General features: G+C 51.5%; 19 protein-coding genes. 16 read left to right on the top strand and 3 right to left on the bottom strand.

The genetic code is table 11. The features are described from left to right. Positions 1–32 precede the first annotated feature (32 nt). Positions 33–695, bottom strand: coding sequence for a ribosome biogenesis GTP-binding protein YihA/YsxC (gene yihA / locus MK185_14340; GenBank protein MCH2041804.1), 663 nt, complete (start codon positions 693–695; stop codon positions 33–35). A gap of 133 nt (positions 696–828) precedes the next feature. Between yihA and MK185_14345 the strand changes: the two genes are divergently transcribed. From MK185_14345 to MK185_14400, 12 genes are all read left to right on the top strand, one after another. After that, positions 829–1128 carry a c-type cytochrome gene (locus MK185_14345; GenBank protein MCH2041805.1) on the top strand — a complete coding sequence of 100 codons (300 nt, stop codon included), beginning with the start codon at positions 829–831 and terminating at the stop codon, positions 1126–1128. Positions 1129–1158: 30 nt separating this feature from the next. Then, entirely contained in the window at positions 1159–1761 is a 603-nt protein-coding gene (locus MK185_14350) for a cytochrome c4 (protein MCH2041806.1), read from the top strand. A gap of 259 nt (positions 1762–2020) precedes the next feature. Then, positions 2021–2665 carry a thiol:disulfide interchange protein DsbA/DsbL gene (locus MK185_14355; protein MCH2041807.1) on the top strand — a complete coding sequence of 215 codons (645 nt, stop codon included), beginning with the start codon at positions 2021–2023 and terminating at the stop codon, positions 2663–2665. A 3-nt stretch (positions 2666–2668) separates the two neighbouring features. After that, entirely contained in the window at positions 2669–3463 is a 795-nt protein-coding gene (locus MK185_14360; GenBank protein MCH2041808.1) for an endonuclease/exonuclease/phosphatase family protein, read from the top strand. A 75-nt stretch (positions 3464–3538) separates the two neighbouring features. Further along, the gene (locus tag MK185_14365; GenBank protein ID MCH2041809.1) at positions 3539–5194 is read left to right on the top strand and encodes a diguanylate cyclase; all 1656 of its coding nucleotides are present in this window, start codon (positions 3539–3541) and stop codon (positions 5192–5194) included. A 179-nt stretch (positions 5195–5373) separates the two neighbouring features. After that, on the top strand, positions 5374–6150 hold the full coding sequence (locus MK185_14370) for a DeoR family transcriptional regulator (protein ID MCH2041810.1): 777 nt from the start codon (positions 5374–5376) through the stop codon (positions 6148–6150). A 25-nt stretch (positions 6151–6175) separates the two neighbouring features. Then, positions 6176–7990, top strand: a complete 1815-nt coding sequence (gene glmS, locus MK185_14375; protein MCH2041811.1) for a glutamine--fructose-6-phosphate transaminase (isomerizing) — start codon at positions 6176–6178, stop codon at positions 7988–7990. A gap of 74 nt (positions 7991–8064) precedes the next feature. After that, complete coding sequence (locus MK185_14380) at positions 8065–8733, top strand: hypothetical protein (protein MCH2041812.1); 669 nt, start codon at positions 8065–8067, stop codon at positions 8731–8733. 122 nt (positions 8734–8855) lie between these two features. After that, positions 8856–9797 carry a hydroxymethylbilane synthase gene (gene hemC / locus MK185_14385; GenBank protein MCH2041813.1) on the top strand — a complete coding sequence of 314 codons (942 nt, stop codon included), beginning with the start codon at positions 8856–8858 and terminating at the stop codon, positions 9795–9797. A 3-nt stretch (positions 9798–9800) separates the two neighbouring features. Next, on the top strand, positions 9801–10568 hold the full coding sequence (locus MK185_14390; protein MCH2041814.1) for a uroporphyrinogen-III synthase: 768 nt from the start codon (positions 9801–9803) through the stop codon (positions 10566–10568). Between the two features lie 54 nt (positions 10569–10622). Next, entirely contained in the window at positions 10623–11750 is a 1128-nt protein-coding gene (locus MK185_14395; protein ID MCH2041815.1) for a uroporphyrinogen-III C-methyltransferase, read from the top strand. Next, a complete protein-coding gene (locus MK185_14400; GenBank protein ID MCH2041816.1) occupies positions 11747–12928 on the top strand; it encodes a heme biosynthesis protein HemY in 1182 nt (393 codons plus the stop codon). Before MK185_14395 ends, MK185_14400 begins: the two co-directional genes overlap by 4 nt. 57 nt (positions 12929–12985) lie before the next feature. Here MK185_14400 and MK185_14405 read toward each other — a convergent pair whose 3' ends face one another. Both MK185_14405 and ubiD read right to left on the bottom strand, forming a co-directional pair. Beyond that, the gene (locus MK185_14405) at positions 12986–14029 is read right to left on the bottom strand and encodes a 2Fe-2S iron-sulfur cluster-binding protein (protein ID MCH2041817.1); all 1044 of its coding nucleotides are present in this window, start codon (positions 14027–14029) and stop codon (positions 12986–12988) included. Beyond that, on the bottom strand, positions 14026–15492 hold the full coding sequence (gene ubiD, locus MK185_14410) for a 4-hydroxy-3-polyprenylbenzoate decarboxylase (GenBank protein MCH2041818.1): 1467 nt from the start codon (positions 15490–15492) through the stop codon (positions 14026–14028). The genes MK185_14405 and ubiD overlap by 4 nt, the downstream gene beginning before the upstream one ends. Positions 15493–15614: 122 nt before the next feature. Here ubiD and MK185_14415 point away from each other — a divergent pair, with 122 nt between their 5' ends. The 4 genes from MK185_14415 (at position 15615) to MK185_14430 (ending at position 19331) form a co-directional block, all read left to right on the top strand. Next, positions 15615–16019 (top strand): DUF423 domain-containing protein, encoded by a 405-nt coding sequence (locus tag MK185_14415; protein MCH2041819.1) that lies wholly within the window; start codon positions 15615–15617, stop codon positions 16017–16019. A 106-nt stretch (positions 16020–16125) separates the two neighbouring features. Continuing rightward, the gene (gene trmB / locus MK185_14420; GenBank protein MCH2041820.1) at positions 16126–16833 is read left to right on the top strand and encodes a tRNA (guanosine(46)-N7)-methyltransferase TrmB; all 708 of its coding nucleotides are present in this window, start codon (positions 16126–16128) and stop codon (positions 16831–16833) included. A 45-nt stretch (positions 16834–16878) separates the two neighbouring features. Continuing rightward, positions 16879–17172 carry a PA4642 family protein gene (locus MK185_14425; GenBank protein MCH2041821.1) on the top strand — a complete coding sequence of 98 codons (294 nt, stop codon included), beginning with the start codon at positions 16879–16881 and terminating at the stop codon, positions 17170–17172. A gap of 467 nt (positions 17173–17639) precedes the next feature. Further along, positions 17640–19331 (top strand): methyl-accepting chemotaxis protein, encoded by a 1692-nt coding sequence (locus MK185_14430; protein MCH2041822.1) that lies wholly within the window; start codon positions 17640–17642, stop codon positions 19329–19331. Positions 19332–19334: the final 3 nt, after the last annotated feature.

The following is a 19334-nucleotide window of genomic DNA, read 5'->3' on the forward strand; positions in this document are numbered from 1 at the left end:
AAGTTCGGTCTCAGTAGCGCCATCCAGAGTGATTATTCCGGGTCAGGAACACCTACCGACACATCATCAGCTTCCTCTTCGACCGGAGGCAGCAGCCAGCTATTCAGGCGCTGCTGCAGTAATTTCAGACCTTCACTGTTATGCGAAGAGAAAGTTTGAATGCTCACCAGATTACCCAGATCTTTTACCGCTTTTTTCACCTGCAAAAGAGTATTCTGCGCTGGACCACGTTTCAGTTTGTCAGCCTTAGTGAGCAAAATATGCACCGGCATTTGCTTCTCACGGGCCCAATCCAACATGGAATTGTCGAATTCTTTCAATGGATGGCGAATATCCATCAGCAACACCAAGCCCACCAGAGGATCACGCTTCTCCAGATAGTTGCCCAGCTCTTTTTGCCATTCATTTTTCTTGGCAACGGGAACCTTGGCAAAGCCATATCCCGGCAAATCCACCAGACACAGCGGCGTTTCACCCAGTTGAAAATAGTTAATCAGCTGAGTACGGCCAGGGGTTTTACTGGTGCGCGCCAGTTTTTTGTTTTGCGTCAGGGTGTTCAGGGCACTGGATTTACCAGCGTTAGAACGACCTGCAAATGCGACCTCGCGCAACACATCGGAAGGGCATTGGCTCAGTTTTGCCGCGCTCTTCACGAAGTGAGTATTGGTATAGGTCAATGATTCTTTATCTAACATGGGGTAAACGTAATGACCGTCCGGAAATTAATGTTATATAATACTGCGCCTTTGAATGACGCCCTCATTCTATCATAGGGCGGTGAGTTCGAGGCTAAGCTAATTAAAGCAAGCATAACGAGAGAGACTCACGATGAAAAAATTGGCTCTGATGACTGCCGCAGTAGCGGTAGTGAGCGCAAACGTTAACGCATTCGATGTAGACGCTAAGTATAAACAAGCGTGTGCAGCGTGCCACGCCATGGGCGTTGCAGGTGCTCCGAAAGCTTTTGATAAAGCTGCCTGGGAAGCACGTATCGCAACTGGTATGGACAAGTTAGTGGCCAGCGTTACGAATGGCAAAGGTGCAATGCCCCCGCGTGGCTTGTGCATGGACTGTACACCAGACCAGTACAAGCAGCTGATTAACTATATGGCTGCACCAAAGCAATAACACGAATTTACTTACAACCTGGACCTGATGATGAAAAACCTGTTGATTAGCCTGATCGTTTCTGCCGGATTGATGTCTGCTGCGCATGGCGGCGATATAGAAGCCGGTAAAGCAAAATCTGCTACGTGTGGTGCCTGTCACGGTGCTGATGGCAACAGCCTGGCGCCTACCTTCCCGAAAATTGCAGGTCAGGGCGAGCGTTATCTGAACAAACAGATCAAAGACATTCGTGACGGTGCTCGTCAGGTTCCTGAAATGACTGCTTTTGTTGCCGGCCTGAGCGACGAAGACATCGCTGATCTTTCAGCTTACTTCGCAGCACAGACGCCAACTGGTGGTGGTGCAAACGAAGCGCTGCTAGAAAAAGGTAAGCGCATCTACATGGCAGGTGTTGAAGAGAAAGGCATTCCGGCTTGTCTGGCGTGTCACGGTCCTGCCGGTGGCGGTGTCGAAGCAGCGGGCTTCCCACGCTTAGCGGGTCAGCACGAAGCTTACACCAAATCTCAGCTGAACAAGTTCAGCATGAACCAGCGTAACAACGATGGTGATACCCGCGTCATGCGTTCTATCGCTAAGCGTATGCACGCCACGGAGATCGAAGCAGTCTCGTCATACATCCAGGGTCTGCGTTAATTCCGTATCCTGCATAAAAAAAGCGGCTTCGGTCGCTTTTTTTATGCGCGCAGTACTTTCAGCACCAACTCAATCAACGATCTTGCGAACCCGCGTTCAGTCATTTGGACTCCTGTCACCGTCAGATTCGTTATTCATCCGGCAAAGCGGGGTGCGCCGCTTTACAGAGCTTTTCACTCCATGCTGTGGGCGCCTGAACGGCTTTTATGCAAGAATGCAGCTAACAAAAATCCACAACTACGAACAACTGGAGTAACCCATGTTTTCTCAGGTGAAGAAATGGATGCTGGCTGCCACCCTGATGGTTACAGCGTCATTGGCACAGGCTGCAGCATATGAAGCCGGTAAACATTACACCGTGCTGGCGCAACCCGTTCCGGTATTAGCCGATGGTAAAGTGCATGTAGAAGAAGCTTTCTGGTATGGCTGTTCTCACTGCTTTAACCTGGAAAGTATCCTCAAACCATGGAAAGCTGAGTTACCCGCTGACGTGATCTTCGAAGGGGTGCCTGCAATGTTCGGTCGCGCCTGGGTGGTACATGCTCAGATGTATTACGTTGCAGACGTGCTGGGTGTGCTGCCAAAAGTTCATGATGCCATCTTCCGTGCGATCCATATCGACAAGCAACGCCTGCTGGACCGAGACGATCAACGAGATTTTTTAGTCGAAAAAGCCGGCATCGCAGCCAAAGACTTCGATAAAGCCTACGAGTCGTTCACAGTGAAAAGCCGCATGAAGCAGGGCGACAAACGCATCCGCGCGTTCAAAATCAGTGGCGTTCCTGCCCTGATCGTACAGGGCAAATACGTGATATCGGCCAGTTCTGCCGGCGGTCAGGCAAAAATGGTCGAAGTCGCGGATTATCTGATCGAGAAAGAACGTCAGGCACTGAAAGCCAAATAATCGGTGAGTCTTTACTCATCGTTGCAGGACTTCGTGGCGGCGCCCAAAGCCGCCAACAGCCTGCGACTCCTTTCCTTTAATATGCAGGTCGGCATTCAGACCGCTGGCTTTCATCATTATCTGCTTAAGAGTTGGCAACATCTGTTGCCTAACAAACAACGCCAACACGCGCTGAATAACATTGCCAGGCTGGTACAACCATTTGATGTGGTGGCATTACAGGAAGCCGATGGCGGCAGTTGGCGCAGCCAACATCAGAATCAGGTTGGGTATCTGGCGCAACAAGCACGTTTCCCACACTGGTATCAGCAGATCAATCGTAACCTGGGCAAATTCGCACAACACAGTAATGGCGTGCTGTCGCGCTATCCGGCTGAAAAAATTGAACGTCATGCACTGCCCGGATTTTTGCCGGGCCGCGGTATGATGTTGTTGCGCTATGGCAGTGGTCCGGAGTCGCTGGTTATTGCAGTCACACACCTAGCGCTGGGCAAAACGACTCAGTTCAATCAACTCAACTATCTGGTCGAGGCCGTTGCCGACGCCAAACATCTGGTGATTATGGGTGACCTGAACCAGGAGGCAGAAATTCTGCTGCGCCAGAGTCCGCTGAATCGCCTCAATCTGCACCCGGTAAATAGCGGTCTGAAAACCTTTCCAAGCTGGCAGCCTCAGCGCGGGCTGGATCATATTCTGGTCAGCGACAGTATCGAGCTGTCGCGCATAGCGGTGATCAATCATCCGCAATCTGACCACCTGCCAGTCGCGGCTGAGATTCTACTTCCCCAGACAATCTAACGTCTTTATCAACAGCGCACATTGCCAAAGCTCTTCTATACTTAGCGGGCAACTTTCTTTCCATGGTGACGCAGTATGGCTCAGGCAGCAGGCTCCGACTCTGCCAATCGTTGGCGCGATAAATACCTCAATCTGATTGATGAACAAGAAAAGCTGAAACGCTCCAGTGCCCAGGATCTTGACCAATATCGCCGCGGCCTGGTTATGGTGTCATTACTGGCTGAGGGCCAGTCCAGCAGTATCGATACACCCCTGGCAAGCCTGCGTGAAGCCATCAAGCCCGGCGCAGAAGGTCATAACAGTGGCATGAGCAACGCAATGGACGAGCTAGAACGAGCCGTTCAGCGCTTTGAAGCCCAGAATACTGCCCAGGCGGAAGTGCTGTTAGGTCAGCTCAGCGATGCCGCAGCCAAACTGCTGCAATGCCCGTTACCGCGACCACTACTGAAACGCATCAAGCAGGTGCGGAGACAAGCCAAAACCGAGTTACAAAGCTGGTCGGGTTACATCGAGCAGTTGCAAAGCTGGATGCAAATCCTGGGGGAACTGGCAACGCTGGAGGGCCACGAGGAAGAGCAAAAAACGAAATGGTGGCAGCGCTGGTTCAAACCCAATCCGGAAGAGCCTGAGGTTGGCAGCGAAGTCAGCCTGGAGAACGCAGAAGCTCAGCCAGATAAGGAACCGGGCTTTTCCCATATCGCCCAGGAAGTATCTGATACGCTGATAAACCTGCTATCGCAACTGGTCATTCCAGATCGACTGGCCGACATTGCTACCGGTTTACAAACCCGTTTGGGCAAGGGACTGAACTGGTATGAACTGGTGCCCTTGCTGGAAGACACCGCCGAGTTTCTGATTGATTGTCTCGGCAGTGGGCAGCAGGAATTTGAACGTTTCTTACAGAATCTTGATCAGCGTTTGCAGGTTATCCAGGTGTTGGTTACTGACGCCAACACCGGACAAGCTGAACGAGAACAAGCACGCAAAGACCTTGATACCTTAGTCCGCGATCAGATCGCCGATATCCGCTCGGTCGTCACCGGCTCCGGCGACCTGGGTGAATTGGGGTCAAGCGTCAGTGATCATTTAACCCTGATCGTTCGTGCTATGGAGAAATACCAGACAGAAGAACGTGGCCGTGAGCAACGTCTGGCGGAAAAGCTTGATCTGCTGCAGACGCGACTGAATGAGATGGAACAGGAAGCCAGTAAGGCACGCCAGATCATCGAAGAACAGAAACGCCGCGCAACCCATGACGGGTTAACCGGTTTGCCAAATCGTGATGCTTACCAGCAGCGACTGGAAGAAGAGCTGAGCCGCAAAGCACGTTATGGTGGCCCGCTGACCATGGTGGTGGCCGACGTTGACTTCTTTAAACGCATCAATGATAACTACGGCCATTTGGCTGGCGATAAAGTATTGCAGCTGCTCGCCAAGGCCATGCGCAAATCGCTACGCGACGTCGATTTTATTGGCCGCTACGGGGGTGAAGAATTTGTCATCCTGATGCCAGAGACCAATGCGGAAGAAGCACTGGTCGCGACCGAAAAACTGCGCACCAAAGTCGAATCCAGCCCGTTTAACTTCCGTAAAGAGCGCGTCCCCATCACGATGTCGTTTGGCATCAGCGAATTTCAGACACTGGAGGATGGTGAAACCGTCTTCGAGCGAGCCGATAAAGCGCTTTATCAGGCAAAAGCAGAAGGTCGTAATCGCTGCATTGTCAGCTAACAAATCGGCTGCATGTACCACCGGTGGTAAGGTACGTTGGCCTGACAAATAACATCGGCCATACACTGTGATTTACATCGCATTGGCTATTTAAATCGTTGCCTTCTTCTTTCGTTTTGATAAAGTCTCTCCCACTCAAAACTTTCGATTCGAAACTTAACTATTAAAAACACAACAGCATGCCGAAACGAAACACTGTCCAGCGCCGTCAAGGCATACTGCAGCGCCTCAATGAACTGGGTGATGTTCAGGTGGATTCGCTGGCGCGTTATTTCGAAACATCAGAAGTTACGATTCGAAAAGACCTGGCGACACTGGAGAAAAGCGGCATGTTATTGCGTCGCTACGGCGGTGCCATTCCACTACCGCAGGAACTGATGCCAGAAAATCAGCATCAGCAACCACCGGAAACCTCACAGCGCAAGCAATCCATTGCCACCGCTGCGGCGGCCTGCATTCGCGATCATAACCGCATTATTATCGATTTTGGCAGTACCACAGCCACCATGATTCCCCGCCTGAACCAAAAGCAGGGCCTGGTGGTGATGACCAATTCGCTGATTGTCGCCAATGCGGTACGCGAATTGGAAAATGAGCCTACGCTGCTGATGACTGGCGGCACCTGGGATGCTCATTCCGAATCGTTTCAGGGACAAATCGCCGAGCAGGTACTGCAATCTTATGACTTCGATCAACTGTTCATTGGCTGTGATGGTATCGATCTGGAACGCGGCACCACCACGTTTAACGAATTATTAGGTCTGAGCCGGGTGATGGCTCAGTCGGCACGGGAAGTGATTGTGTTAGCGGAGGCCGATAAGGTAAATCGACGCATTCCTAACCTCGAGTTGCCGTGGTCGCAGGTCGACAAACTGATAACGGATGAACGTTTAACCGACGAGCATCGAAAACTCATAGAACAACATGGCGTGCAGGTGGTTTGCGCATCGCTGTAACAGATTACTTAATGGGACAAAAAGTATGTGTGGTATCGTTGGCGCAGTTGCGCAAAGGGATGTCGTTCAGATTTTATTAGAAGGCCTGAAGCGCCTGGAATACCGCGGTTATGACTCGGCCGGTGTTGCCGTTATCGGCGGCCAGGAACAGCTGGGGCGTCTGCGACGCTTAGGTAAGGTTCAGGCTCTGGCCGATGCCGTTGCAGAACAGCCACTGCCAGGTGGTACCGGTATCGCCCATACCCGTTGGGCCACCCACGGCGAACCGTCTGAAGCCAACGCCCATCCACACGTGTCTGGCGATATTGCGGTGGTACATAACGGCATTATCGAAAACCATGAAACCCTGCGTGATGAATTAAAAGCTCAGGGTTATGTGTTTACCTCACAAACCGACACCGAAGTAATCGCTCATATGGTTGAGCGCGAACTGCAGAATGCACCGTCACTGCTTGAAGCCGTCATGGCGACCCGAACCTTATTGGAAGGCGCCTATGGCATGGTCGTGATCAATCGCAAAGATCCGGAGCGCATGATTGTTGCCCGTTCCGGTTCACCGCTGGTGATTGGCTATGGTATCGGCGAACATTTTGTCGCTTCCGATCAGTTAGCGCTGTTACCGGTAACCCGCCGCTTTGCCTTCCTGGAAGAAGGTGATGTGGCTGAGATCACCCGCAACGACGTTCAGGTTTACGATCTGAAGAATCAAGCGGTTGAACGTGAAGTGAAAGAAAGCAACGTTGAACACGATGCCGGTGACAAAGGTGAGTTCCGTCATTACATGATGAAGGAAATTTACGAACAACCACAGGCCATCGCCAACACACTGGAAGGCCGCCTGGTTGGCGACCAGTTGAATCTTGATGCTCTGGGCGATCTGAGCGACATCGAACAGGTACAGATTATTGCGTGTGGCACCTCTTACCATGCTGGTATGACAGCACGCTACTGGATCGAAGAACTGGCGGGCGTTGCCTGCAGTATCGAAATTGCCTCCGAATTCCGCTATCGCAAATCCGTCGTTCGCCCCAATTCACTGCTGGTCACCATTTCTCAAAGCGGCGAAACCGCGGACACCCTCGCCGCCCTGCGTCTGGCAAAAGAACTAGGCTTCGCGAAATCGCTGACCATCTGTAACGTACCAGGCTCGTCACTGGTGCGAGAGTCCGACATGGCTTTGATGACCCGCGCCGGGGCTGAAATTGGCGTGGCTTCGACCAAAGCGTTCACCACCCAACTGGTCGGTTTATTGTTATTAACGGTGGCACTGGGTCGTGGCCAGGGATTGGATACCGAAGGCGAAAAACGCATCGCGGATGCACTGAAACGCCTGCCGGGTCTGATCGACAAATCGCTGCAAATGAATGCCGATATTGAAAAACTGGCGCAGCAGTTTGCTGAAAAGAACCACGCGCTGTTCCTCGGCCGTGGCGATCAATACCCGATCGCAATGGAAGGTGCGCTTAAGCTGAAAGAGATTTCTTATATTCACGCTGAAGCCTACGCCGCAGGTGAACTGAAGCATGGCCCACTGGCGTTGATCGATGCCGAAATGCCCATTGTTGTTGTCGCACCCAATAACGATCTGGTTGAAAAGCTGAAATCAAACATTGAAGAAGTACGTGCACGTGGTGGCGAACTCTACGTGTTCGCGGATGAGACAGCGGATATTCGCCCGGAGAGCAATATGCAGGTGATGGCGGTACCGCATTGCGACGATATTGTTGCCCCGATTTTGTATACCCTGCCGTTGCAGTTGCTGAGCTACCACGTTGCCGTTATCAAAGGCACCGACGTTGACCAGCCACGCAACCTGGCAAAATCGGTGACGGTGGAGTAACCCTTACACCATACTGGCTCAACAAGTCTGGCTTTTACCCGTACAATCAGCAGATGATTTGTACGGGTACCATTATGTTTAATACCAATAATAAGCGCATCACCACCTTTTTTCTGGCCTCTTTACTCACCGCTTGTGGCAGCGACTCAGATAAAACGGAGACCATCAGAGTGCCGACTATTCCAGCGAATTTCGGCGCTGAAAACAATCTGGCGATACTCGAAGGCACATGGCGTCAGGACTGCTCTTCGATATCCGGAAATTTAGCGAAACGCCAGCAGATTGAGTTTGGACAATCCTCCGTTACCCTGACCGTGCTGGATTACGACGATGCCAGCTGTTCCGCCACCAACCTCCGAACCCGTAATATTTTTATTGGCTCTTATCAGCTACTTCCCGTGACACAACTTCCAAACACCAATAACGACGTTACTCCGTTTGAAGTTATCTATACCCAATCTCTGTCAACGGCATTTACGGAGGGCGAGGTAAAACAGCGGAATAATGCCAGCAGCTGCGATAAGGAAGATTGGCAAAGCGGTATCGAAGTCGATGTCTCTGACTGGAAGGTCTGCTTCCCCTTATTTGATATCCCGTCCCGTCAGCATATTCGCTTTGTCCGTATTGAAGGCATCGCAGATAACAGCCCACGGTTGTTTCTGGATAACCAACTGCAAGGTTACCAGCCAAACGGTTATCCCAAAAAAATGGATATCTCATACTTCACCCGCGGTGATCTCTGATCGCCGACAAAACGGTTCGCAGCATTTCTGATCCCAGCCCAGCGCTGGTATTATGCCCGGTAATTTTTGATCGACGGCACTGAGGCTTCACTCCGTGCCGTGTTACCGAATGAAGGAAGTGTATGTCTGCCCCAACAACATTGCGTATTGCCACCCGTAAAAGCCCGCTGGCCATGTGGCAGGCGGAGCACATCAAAGCTCGTCTCGAAGCCCTGCACACAGGCCTGCAAGTTGAGCTGGTGACCTTCACCACCAAAGGCGACAAAATCCTCGATACACCACTGGCCAAAATCGGTGGAAAAGGCCTGTTCGTAAAAGAACTGGAAGTCGCCATGCTGGCGGGTGACGCCGATATCGCCGTACATTCCATGAAAGATGTCCCGATGGAGTTTCCAGAAGGCCTGGAGCTGGGAGTCATCTGTGAACGCGAAAATCCACACGATGCTTTTGTCTCTAACGCTTATAAGTCGCTTGATGAGTTGCCGCAGGGAGCAATTGTCGGAACTTCCAGCCTGCGTCGTCAGTGTCAGGTTCAGCAATTACGTCCGGACCTGCAAATCAAAAGCCTGCGTGGCAACGTGCAGACCCGTTTAGGCAAACTGGATGCAGGCGAGTTTGATGCCATCATACTGGCTGCTGCGGGTCTGCTGCGCATGGAAATGGACGATCGCATCGCCAGCTTTATTCCCGCCGAACAATCGCTGCCAGCAGGTGGCCAGGGTGCCCTTGGTATCGAATGGCGAGCCAATGACGAAGCGATCCATAATCTGATAAAACCTCTGGCCCATGCGGCAACCGAAGCCTGTGTGATGGCTGAACGTGCCCTGAATAAACGCCTGCAGGGAGGCTGTCAGGTGCCAATCGCGGCGTTTGCAGAGCTTGAAGGAGAGCAACTGAGCCTGCGTGGCTTAGTTGGCAGTGTGGATGGCCGGCAAATGCTGACAACACTGCAAAGCGGTGCCAGAGCCGATGCCGAAACGATTGGTATTGCAGCCGCAGAACATCTGCTGGAACAGGGTGCTGGTAAGATCCTGGCAGCAGTATACGGGCATGAGGTTAACTGATCAGTGACTGAGGCAAGTCGCGGCAAGCGGGTTATCGTCACCCGTCCGGTGGGCCAGGCAGATGAATTGGTTGCAGCCATTGAAGCACTGGATAAATCGCTGGAGATCGTCCACCAGCCGCTGATTGATATAGTGCCGGTCAGCGATGAGCAAAGTTCAGTTTTGCGCCAGCGCATGCTTGATATTGATCACTATCAGGCGGTGATTGCGATCAGCAAGAATGCCGCAGAAATTGGTTTGCAGTGGCTCGATAAGTATTGGCCACAGCCGCCGCTATACATTGACTGGTATGGCGTCGGTCCTACCACTGCCGATGAACTGAAGCGTGAATTACACCCGGTATTTATGCCGGAGCAGCGTTTTGATAGCGAAGGTTTATTGCAGCTGGACAGAATGCAGCAGGTTGACGGTCAGAGAATTCTCATCTGGCGCGGCATTGGTGGGCGCGAAACGCTGGCAACGGAACTGCGCCGGCGCGGTGCCCAGGTGGATTACGCCGAGTTATACGAACGACGTCAGATCAACTATTCGGCACCGCAGTGGCAACAGGCGCTGAAACATCAGCCGCTGTTATTACTGAGTAGCGGCCAGGCACTGGATATTGTTGAGCAGCAGGTAGACAATCTGGCTGGCCAGGTTGCAGCCATTCTGGTGCCCAGTGAACGGGTGGCAGCGAAAGCAAAAAATAAAGGTTATAAACAGGTGTTGGTAGCCACCAGCGCCCGTGATCAGGATGTACTGGCCCAGCTGCGGAACTGGGTTGGTCAGTGAAGACAAATCCGCACACACGATTCTGACTAACGATCTGTTTAAAGGAAAACCAGCGTGAGCAACGATACACCGATCGATAACCCAAACCCCACGCCAGAAAACAATCAGCCAAAGGCAAACGCTAGCAATAAACCAGCGAAGGCCGACACGGCACATCGCCGTGGTCCACACCCATTATCCTGGATCAACCTGGTGCTGATGGTGGGCCTGTTCGCCGTTGCTGGCTACGCCGGTTTCCTCGGTTGGCAACAGCAGCAAAAGACCAGCGGTGAAGTCGCGGTATTACGTGACCGCCTGGCGCAAGCACAAGCCAAAGCGGATGCCCTGGGGCAGCGCGAGCAGGATCTGTTGCAACAAGCGCAGAGCCTGACCAAATCAGCCAACAACCTGCAGCAGCAAGTGGCTCACAATACTGAACGCCTTGGCAAACTACCCGGTGCTGAACGACAAGACTGGTTATTAGCGGAAGCCGAATATCTGTTACGACTGGCTAATCAGCGCTTACAACTGGAACGCGACTGGGATGGTGCCGTCAGCATGCTAACTGCCGCGGATAACGTACTACTGGAAACCCGTAACCCGCGTATGAACAGAGTACGCAGTGAAATTGCCCGTGAGTTGCTGGCCCTGCGCGCGGTTCCGGCAATCGACAATGTGGGTGCGATCACCCGTCTGCAAGCGATGCAGGAACAGGTTACCAGCCTGCCATGGATGCCAGAAAAACTGGTCCTCGACCCGGTAACAGAACAACCAGTGGAAACGCTGGATAAACAAGAGTGGTACTGGCAACTGTGGCATGGCATCCGCGACAGCATCAGCAGCATGGTGCGTATTACCGAACGTGACGCGCCCATTGCGGCACCGCTGACGCCCGATCAACAGTACTATCTGCAACAGAATATGAACCTGATGCTGGAGCAGGCTCAGGTAGCGCTGCTGCGCGAGCAGGCAGAGCTGTATCAGAGCAGTCTGAAGCGTGTCTCCGATTGGCTGGATCAGTATCTGATGATCGAGGATGAACGCACCCGCGCCGCCCGTGCCGCACTAACGGAGTTGCAAAACTGGGATGTAAATCCAGCGGTTCCGGATATCAGCGAGTCTCTGGTTCAGTTGCGCAAACTGGTGGAGCAACAACGCCGGGGTAGCGTTGTTTCAAATGCCGCGGAGGAGAACGCCGCATGAGAATCTGGTTGCTGTTCTTATTAATCACCCTCATCGTTGGTTTATTAATCGGCACCGTGTTCAACATCGATTCTGGCTATGTATTGATGAGCTGGGATGTGTTCACCCTAGAGACCAGCCTGTGGTTTTTCCTGCTGATTCTGGCTGCGGCCTCGGCCGCTGTGTATTTGCTGATTCGTTCCAGCCTGCTGATTATTGGCAGCGACTGGCGCTTTAACGAGTGGCGTCGTCAACGTCGCAGCATTCGTGCTCGTCGCCAGACAACCCGCGGCTTCCTGGCTTTAGCACAAGGTCAGTGGCGCCGTGCAGAGCGCCAGTTACGAACCTCAGCAGAAGCGTCAGACACGCCGTTAATTAACTACCTGGCAGCCGCCCGTGCGGCATATGAGCAGGGCAAACCCGACGCCACCGATGAGCTGTTAAAAGCGGCCAGCCAAAGCACAAAAGGTTCTGAGCTGGCGGTGGGTATTACCCAGGTCCAGTTATTACAATCACGGGGGCAGAACGAGCAGGCGCTGGCCGTGTTATTACGTCTGCGCCAGCAAAACCCAAAGCATGCCTATGTGTTGAAGTTGCTGGTAAAAACCTATCAGGACCTGGAAGACTGGGTTGCACTGAACGATTTACTGCCAACCGTTAAGCGAGCATCAAAAATTCCAGCCGATAAGTTAAAACAACTGGAAGAGCGTGTTCAGCTGCAACTGCTGGATCGTACGGTAAAAGCGCACGGTATTCGCAGCGTGCAGGAATTAAAATCAACCTTCCACGACATGCCGCGCAATGCCCGTATTTCCCTGCCCATCGTCAAGCGTTATGTCGAATTGCTGTTAGAGCAAGGGGAAGAAAAACTGGCCGAGCAGGAGTTGCGTTCAGCAATGTCCAGCGTCTGGCACGATGAGCTGGTGTCCTTATACGGTCGCTTACACGGCGATACCGACAAGCAGTTGTTGTTTGCCGAGCACCAGCTGACAGAGCGACCGAACGATCCGATGCTATTGCTGGCATTGGGTCGTCTGGCGCTGCGTCAGCATAATCTGGAAAAAGCCCGTGAATATCTGAAAACCGGTCTGAAAATCAAAGGCATGCCAGAACTGCATGCCGCGATGGGCAAAGTGCTACTGGCCGAAGGCGAAGAAACTCTGGCTTGTGAACATTTTCAGCTGGCATTGGAGCGGTAAGGGTTAAACGTCCCGGATTAAAAAAGCCCGCAGAGCGCGGGCTTAAAAACGCATGATCTATTCAGGTCTGGGGGCGTAAGCAAACACATCGGAATGCATATTGGCCTGTGTTAAGCCGAGTTTTTCCAACTGATCGAGTGTGCCGTAAACCATATTTGGTGAACCACAGGCAAACATCTGTACCTGACTTAAGTCATCAAAATCTTCGTGAATCACCTGATAAATCCAACCTGCGCGGCCATTCCAGTCATCTGCGTGTTGTTCGATGATTGGGTGATAGTGAAAATTCTCGAAGTCACGTGCCCATTGCTGCGGTAAATCACTGAGATAAAACCCAATCGCTGCCCGATTAGACCAGTACAGGTGAATTTCTTGTTTTGGGTTAAGGGCCAGAGCGCCTTCAATCAGTGCTTTCATCTGGGAAAAACCACTGCCTGCGGCCACCATTAACAACGGCTGTTCTTTATGTCCGTCGAGGAAAGCCTGATTCAACAGGCAATCGCCACCGGGCAAGGTCGCACGAACCACCACCGCATTCTGCAGAAACTTCACCACGGCTTCTGCCGTTGGGCTGTTAGCTGCAATGTGTAATTCCAGACGACGACTGTCACCGCCAGTGATCGCACCCGGCGCCGATGCAATGGAGTACGGAAACTGTTTTGACTCGGCATGTTCATCTTCGACCTGCAGCATCAGGTACTGGCCGGGCCAATAATCGAACTTTTTACCCGCCGGAGCCATCAGCTCAACGCGGTAGATGTTGTCGGCCATTAACGTCACCGACGGAACCTGACAAGCCAGGGTCACTTCCGTTTTGTGATTAGGCGCAAAAACATCGTTCATAATAATCTCTATATCTGTCTTAGGTTTAGCGACACAGCATAATACCTGATTATCCTGCTCAAGTATGGACTGCCCCAGGGAATTGCCGAAATCAAACTCACCCGACTGGCGATCGCCCTGGCAAATATGGCAGATGCCGTTCTCACAGCTCACCGGTACAATCACCCCTTGGCGTAACGCGGCATCGGCGATGGCTTCGTCTTCGCGACATAAAACGGTGACGCCGTTTGGCTGGAAAGTGACCTTGTGGGTTTTCATCCGAGCCCAAGCTCATCCCAAATGGCATCCACCTTCTCTTTCACTTCCTGATCCATCACAATCGGCGTGCCCCACTCGCGGTCGGTTTCACCAGGCCATTTATTGGTTGCATCCATCCCCATCTTCGAACCTAAGCCCGATACCGGCGACGCAAAATCGAGGTAATCGATCGGCGTATTTTCAATCATGGTGGTATCACGCGCCGGGTCCATACGGGTAGTAATCGCCCACATCACATCTTCCCAATTGCGGGTATCCACATCGTCGTCCACCACAATCACAAACTTGGTGTACATAAACTGACGCAAGAACGACCAGACCCCCATCATCACCCGCTTGGCATGACCCGGGTACTGCTTCTTCATGCTCACCACGGCCATACGGTATGAACAACCTTCCGGTGGCAGATAAAAATCAACAATCTCCGGAAATTGCTTCTGCAGAATGGGCACAAACACCTCGTTCAGTGCCACACCAAGAATGGCTGGCTCATCCGGTGGACGACCGGTGTAAGTACTGTGATAAATCGGATCTTTGCGATGAGTAATGCGTTCAACCGTAAATACCGGAAACTCATCCACTTCGTTGTAATAACCTGTGTGGTCACCGAAGGGGCCTTCCGGCGCCATTTCTCCGGGATGAAGAACACCTTCAAGAACAATCTCAGCCGAAGCCGGCACCAGCAGATCATTCCCGATGCTTTTCACCAGTTCGGTTTTGCTGTCGCGCAATAAACCAGCGAAGGCGTATTCGCTTAAGGTATCGGGAACCGGCGTTACAGCTCCGAGAATGGTCGCCGGGTCGGCACCCAGAGCAACCGTCACCGGGAAAGGTTCACCCGGACGCTCCTGTTGCCACTCACGGAAATCCAACGCGCCGCCACGATGACTTAACCAACGCATAATCAACTTGTTTTTACCGATTACCTGCTGGCGATAAATACCCAGGTTATGACGGTCTTTATGCGGGCCTTTGGTAATCACCAATGGCCAGGTAATCAGCGGCGCAGCATCACCAGGCCAGCAATGTTGTACCGGGATTTTACTCAGATCGACATCATCGCCTTCCAGCACAACCTGCTGACAGGGTGCGTTTTTGATTTGCTTCGGCCCCATGCTCAGAACCTTTTTGAAAATCGGCAGCTTTGCCCAGGCGTCTTTCATGCCTTTGGGTGGCTCAGGTTCTTTAAGAAACGCCAGCAGCTTGCCCACTTCGCGTAACGCTTCGACGGAGTCTTCACCCATGCCCATTGCCACCCGTTCTGGTGTACCAAACAGGTTGGCCAGCACCGGCATATCGTGGCCTTTTGGGTTCTCGAACAATAACGCCGGGCCTTTGGCACGGAGCACACGATCGGAGATTTCAGTCATCTCCAGATAAGTATCCACCGGGTAGCTGATGCGTTTCAGCTCACCGCGTTTTTCCAGCATTTTGATAAAGTCGCGCAGATCTTTGTATTTCACTGCCTGCCTCTTATGTCTGATCCGGTTTTTCGCTGCCGCATTCTAACAGCTTCCGACTGGCTAGGCTGTATAACTGCTGTATAATCAGCGGCTTTCTGTGTTCCCCGGTTAAAACACCCTTTATGCAAGCACGAGCTACTCTGATTTCTGCTGCCATCGCTGGTTTTAGCGGCGTTGCTCTGGGCGCGTTTGGTGCTCATGGCCTGAAGACTGTGTTATCGGCCAAGATGCTGACCGTCTGGCAAACCGCCGTGCAGTATCATCTGGTACACGGCGCAGTGCTGCTAGCACTGGCAATTGCGCTGATGGCGTTGCCGAAAAGCGATATAAAGATCTGGCTGCAACGCTCATCTACCATGATGCTGGCGGGTCTTCTGCTATTCAGTGGCAGCTTGTATCTGTTGGCGCTGACGGACATCCGGTCGCTGGGGATGATTACCCCGATTGGTGGCCTCAGCTGGTTAATTGCCTGGGGGCTGATTGCGGTCGCTGCGTTTAAAATGCCAGTAAGCCATAACGAACATTAATTGAATTAAATTTCGACACCTGTACCCGAGAACTACCGTGACTGAAGAAAACCAGAACAACGATCTTCCACAAGAAGAAAGCACCTCTGCGGAAAACGAAGCAGCCCTGAGCCAGGAAGGTAAACCAGAAGGCAAAAAAGAATACCGCCGTGGTATTAAAAGCTTTGTTATTCGCGCCGGTCGCTTAACCAAAGGCCAGGAAGGTGCCTTGGAGCGCCAGTGGCCCATCATGGGCATGGAGCTGGAAGACGGTCCGATTGATCCCAAAGCCGTATTCGGCCGTGATGGTCATGTCGTCGTAGAAATTGGTTACGGTATGGGCCAGTCATTAGTTCAGATGGCACAAGCCGCACCAGAAAAAGACTTTATTGGTGTTGAAGTGCACCTGCCTGGCGTTGGCTCATTACTGAATCACGCGGAAGAAGCCGGTGTTACCAACCTGCGTACTTATAAAGATGACGCCATTGAAGTGCTGAAGCTGATTCCGGATAACAGCATCGATACCGTGCAGTTATTCTTTCCGGACCCATGGCACAAGAAGAAGCATCACAAGCGCCGTATAGTGAATGCCGAGTTCGCCCAGACCCTGCGTCGCATCTTAAAGCCGGGTGGCATCTTCCATATGGCCACCGACTGGCAGCCCTACAGCGAACATATGCTGGAAGTGATGGACGTGGCTGAAGGTTACGAAAACATTGCAGGCAAAGGTCAGTGTGTTGACCGTCCGGATCATCGTCCGTACACCAAGTTTGAAAAACGCGGTGAGCGTAAAGGACACGGTGTTTGGGATATTATGTACCGCAAAGTCAGCTAAGGCTGAATTAATTATAATTCTATAAATTAAAATCAGAGCAGAAACATGCAAAAGAAAGATAAAGAAAAAGTATTTGGCGGTGATTGGACTGAAGAACAACTGCGCGCATTTATCGACGTAGAAAGCCACGATGGTACCGAGGTCGACTACACCGCAGTCATCCGTGCATACCGTCATATGGTTCCGGCAACCTTCCAGCAATACATTAATCTGTTTGTTGCAGAGGGCCATAACCTGAACGCAAAAAACCTGGACGGCAACAGCCTGCTGACAACTATATCAAGTCACGTTCAGGGGGCTGAATACGCAGAGATTTTAAAAGCAGCTGGAGCTGAGTAACAGCAATATCAAAACTCATAGTAGGGGCTTATCGCCCCTACTTGACTCACAGACCTTCAGAATTTTTTCTCCTTATAATCATTCGCTTAAACGTAATCCCTTTAAAAAAATTTTAAGAAAAAACGATTATTCACCGTTAATAGCAATGAGCGTGATCATAACTGGCCGTATATGAAACGAGCCTTAACAAATCTGGTTTTCGTTCACATATTAAGCCAGCTGGTTGCAATGCCTGTTATATCAACTAGGTTATAAATTACCTCCTCCAGTTAAGCGCTCATTAAGTAGCCACAGCTGATCGATCAGTTTTTACGGATATAAAGGCTCTTAATGATTATTAAAAGACCAAAACTATCAACAGTGCGACGAGATCGTTCGCCCTGTCTTTTCTCATCTGTGACAAAGCTTCAGCTCTGTGTTTTTCCCAAGCTTATTTCACCAGCCCCACACATTGAAGGAACGGTCCTATGAGAAACCTGAAGATTGCCCATAAAATTTATTTGCTGGGTTTTTTGCAACTGGTACTACTGGGGTCCATCGCCGCTGTTGCACTCAGTCAGATGAATAAAATTGGAAAAGAGCTGGTTCAAATTTCCGAAGAAGACATTCCTCTGGCCAATAAACTTACCACGCTGACCGAACACCAATTGGAACAAGCACTATTATTTGAGCGCAGTTTATTGAAAGCCTCGCTGATCGAACAAGGACAAAACCAATACCGTAGCGACCTCGATATCAGCATCAACAAGTTACAAAAGCTGCAGAAAAAGATTAGTGCCGAAATCTCATATGTTGACAAATTTATCGCCAATGCAATTCCACTGCTGCACGATGACAAGGCACGCGGAGAGTTCGCCAGCCTGCAAACAGATCTGAAATCAGCCAATAGCTCATATATGAGTCTGATTGTCGAAATGAATAACCTCGTTAGCCAGGCACAGAGCAGCGGTGTCAGCTCCATCGGTACCCAGATCAAAGGCGTGGAAGACGCTGAAGATCAACTGGAGCAACAACTGCTGGCTATGCAACAGCGGATTCAGGCTTTTACACTGAACTCCGCTATAAAAGCGGAAAGGGACGAGCGTCAGGGGCAGCAGCTGATTGCTCTTATTACAGCCATTGCCATGCTGGCTGGTCTTATTCTTCCCTTTGTAATCAGCACAGCTATCGTTGCACCTGTTAAAGACCTGCGCCATCGGCTAATGGAGATGTCACAGGGAAACGGTAATCTGCGTCAGCAATTGGACGCCAGTGCCAAAGACGAGGTCGGCGACGTCGCCCGAGCCTTTAATCAATTTACCGGCGTATTGCGCACCATGATCCTGGGTACCAACACACAAGTTGAAGAACTGGATCAAGCGGCCAGCAAAACTCTGAAAGTCATGCGCACCACTCAGGAAAATGTTGATCGCCAGCGTGATGAAACCGATCAGATTGTGACGCTGGTTAACCAGATGAACACCACCATTGAAGAGGTTGCAAACAGCACATCCAGTGCTTCAGCAATTACCGGGCGAGTTCGTGATCGGGTCGAATTAGGACGAAACAGCGCGGCTGAAACACAAAGCGTTATTGAGAACCTGACGGAGGAAATTCAGCAAGCGTCTCTGGTTATTCAGTCATTGGTCACGGAAACCAATAGCATTGGCAGCGTATTAGAATCCATTCGCGGGATTGCCGAACAAACCAATTTATTAGCGTTAAATGCCGCCATCGAAGCCGCCCGAGCCGGGGACACTGGTCGCGGTTTTGCCGTTGTCGCCGACGAGGTCCGCTCTCTGGCACAACGCACACAATCATCCACGGAAGATATTCAGAATCTGGTGCAACGACTGCAAACGGAAGCACATAATGCCGTCAGCAGCATGGAAAAAGGCAATAAAATCAGTACCAAATGTCTGAACCACAGCTTGGAAACCAGCCAGATTTTTGAAGAAGCACGCGAGGCGGTTAACGAAATCAACGACTTCAATCAGCAAATTTCCAGCGCCACGGCACAGCAGGCCAGTGTTTCTAAAGAGGTGAGCAGTAACCTCAACACCATTGCCAAAATTGCAGAAGTAACCAGCCAGGGAGCCAAGGAAACGTCGGAGTCCAACGAGAACATCGCAACAAGACTGATGGATTTACACGCTAACCTGAACACATTTCACGTGTAGCGA

It is taken from the genome of Saccharospirillaceae bacterium (assembly GCA_022448365.1).
Taxonomy (GTDB): domain Bacteria; phylum Pseudomonadota; class Gammaproteobacteria; order Pseudomonadales; family Oceanobacteraceae; genus Bacterioplanoides.